Raw genomic sequence first — 2,760 nt, forward strand, 5'->3', positions numbered from 1 at the left:
CGAGCGCCAGGCGGCCGATGCGCTGCGCCTCGCCGCCGCGCTGGGCGAGCCCGCGGCCTCGCCGCTGCCCGTGCTGCTCGACCGCGCCGGGGCCGTGCTGCGCGAGGCGCAGGTCTCCGCGACCGACCGCGCCCTGCGCCTGCAGGCGGTGCGGGACAGCCGCGCGGCGCTGGCCGAGGCCGGCCAGGAGGCGGCCGCCCGTGGCCACCGCCTGGAGGCCTGGCGGTCGGAATGGCGCGCCGTGCTGGCGGCGCTGCACCGCCCGCAGGAGGAAGGGCCGCCGGAGGCCGCCGCCGCGCTGGATCTGCTGGGCCAGCTCGCGCCGCTGGTGCGGCAGGCAGGGACGCTGGCGGCGCGCCAGGAGGCGCTGCGGGCGGAGCTTGCGGCCTTCACCGCCGATGTCCGCGCCCTGTGCGCGGAGCTGGGCGAGGCCGAGCCGGCCGATGCCGTGGCGGCGGCCCGGCACCTCGCCGCCCGGCTGGAGGAGGAGCAGGCCCGGCTCTCCCGCCAGGAGGCGCTGCGCCAGCAGGCGGAGCTGGCCGCCCGCGCCGCCGCGGCGCAGGCGCGGGAGGCGGCGGCGCGGCGGGAGGAGCTGCACGCCGCCCTGGCCGAGGCCGGCGCCACGGATCTCGAGACCGCCTTGCAGCGGCTGGAGGCCTCGGCCGAGCGGGCGCGCCAGCAGGCGGCGCGGGCGGCGGCGCTGGAGGAGATCCTTGCCGGCCATGACGGGCTGGAGCTGGCGGCCCTGCAGGCGGAACAGGCCGCCCACCCGCCCGAGATGCTGGAGGCCGCCCTGCGGGCGGCCGAGGAGGCCGGCGCCGCCGCCGGGCGCGCCGCCGAGGAGGCCGCGGAGGCGCGCGCCCATGCCGGGGCGGAGCTCGAGCGGCTCGGCGCCGATGGCGCGGCGCGGGAGGCGGCGGCGGACGAGCAGGCGGCGCTGGCCCGCCTCGGCCATGTGCTGGAGGAGGCGGTGCTGCTGCAGGCCGCCCGCTCCCTGCTCGGCGCGGCGATGGAGCGGGTGCAGGAGGCGGGCGACGATGCCCGGCTGCGCCGCATCGGCGATGTCTTCGCCGAACTGACGGAGGGTGCCTATCCGGCCCTGGCCGCGCGGGAGGACGAGAAGGGCATCGCCCACCTGCTGGTGCGCCGCGCCACGCCGGAGGGCGAGGAGACGGGGGTGGAGGCGCTGTCCGAGGGCACGCGGGACCAGCTCTTCCTGGCGCTGCGGCTGGTGGCGATCGAGGACCATGTGGCGGCCGCCACGCCGCTGCCCTTCCTCGGCGACGACATCCTGCAGAGCTTCGACGATGGCCGCGCCGCCGCGGCCTTCCACGCGCTGCGCCGCTTCAGCGGCACCACCCAGGTGATCCTGCTGACCCACCACCGGCATCTCGTCGAGCTGGCCGGGCGCGCCTTGCCGGCGGGCGCGCTGCATGTGCAGGCCCTGCCGGGCTGAAGCCGCCGGCCGCAGCGCCCCGGCTCAGCCGGCGCCGGCGATGCGGTGGAGGTGTGGCATCCCGACCTCGCGGGTCGAGAGGCAGCCCAGCAGCGCCAGGTTGCGGTCCACCTCCTGCGCCAGGATGTCGATGCCGTGCCGCACCCCCGCCTCGCCGCCCACTGCGGCGGCGTAGAGGAAGGGCCGGCCGACGAAGACGAAATCCGCCCCCAGGGCCAGCGCCTTCAGCACGTCCGAGCCACGGCGGATGCCGCCATCCATCATCACCACCATGCCGCCCGCGGCGGCGCGGATCTCCGGCAGGGCGCGCAGGGCGGAGATGGCGCCGTCGAGCTGCCGCCCGCCATGGTTGGAGACGATGACGCCGTCGATCCCCTCCTCCGCCGCACGGCGCGCATCCTCGGCGCGCAGGATGCCCTTCACCACCAGCCGGCCCTTCCACTGCCGCCGGATGCCGGCCACATGGGTCCAGTTCAGGTGGTCGCGCGCGCCGAAATCCCGCTCCACATGCCGCGCGATGATGGGGGCGCCGCGCTCGGCGTAGTTGTTCTCGAAATGCGGCATGCCGTGGCGGTGCAGGGTGCGCCACAGCGTGTCCCACAGCCAGAGCGGGCGGGTGGCGCCGTCCCAGGCCAGACGCAGCGAGGGCTTCAGCGGGGTGGAGAAGCCGGTGCGGATGTTGTTCTCGCGGTTGCCCATGGTGGTGGTGTCCACCGTCAGCACCAGCGTGCCGAAGCCGGCCGCCGCCACGCGCGCGACGAGCCGGGCGATGCGCGCCTCGTCGCCCGGCAGGTAGGCCTGGAACCAGCTGCCCGGCGCCGCGTGCGCCACCTCCTCCATCGGGATGAGGGAGGAGCCGCTCATCACCATCGGGATGCCGGCGGCGGCCGCCGCGCGCGCCAGCACCAGGTCGCCGCGATAGGCCATGATGGCGCTGATACCCATCGGCGCGATGCCGAAGGGCGCGCTGTACGCCTGGCCGAAGAGCGAGGTGGCGATGCTGCGCCGCGAGACATCGATCAGGTAGCGCGGGCGGAAGGCCCATTCGGCGAAGGCGTCGCGGTTGTCGCGGTAGGCGGCGTTGGTCTCCGCCGCGCCGGCGATGTAGCCGAAGAGCGGCCGCGGCAGCTTGCGGCGCGCCGCCGGCTCGAAATCGTCCAGCGCCAGGATCGGCCGCAGCCGCCGCGGCGTCGTGCTGCCGACGGCGCGGTACATCGCCTTGGGCGGCGGCGGCACCGCGACGGTGGGCGGGCCGTTGGCGCCTTCGTTCACGGCGCGGGCTCCTTGCCCGGCGGGAGGGGGCG

Annotated in this window: 1 protein-coding gene and 1 pseudogene; one reads left to right on the plus strand and one right to left on the minus strand. The window is 77.0% G+C overall.

The window, feature by feature from the left end; all coding sequences use genetic code 11:
* A pseudogene (locus ACZJYS_RS23865) lies at positions 1–1,456 on the plus strand (hypothetical protein); the annotation flags it as partial.
* A gap of 24 nt (positions 1,457–1,480) precedes the next feature.
* Here ACZJYS_RS23865 and ACZJYS_RS23870 read toward each other — a convergent pair.
* Complete coding sequence (locus ACZJYS_RS23870; RefSeq protein WP_493180580.1) at positions 1,481–2,728, minus strand: alpha-hydroxy acid oxidase; 1,248 nt, start codon at positions 2,726–2,728, stop codon at positions 1,481–1,483.
* Positions 2,729–2,760 lie beyond the last annotated feature (32 nt).

Source organism: Roseomonas sp. TS2 (genome assembly GCF_058833935.1).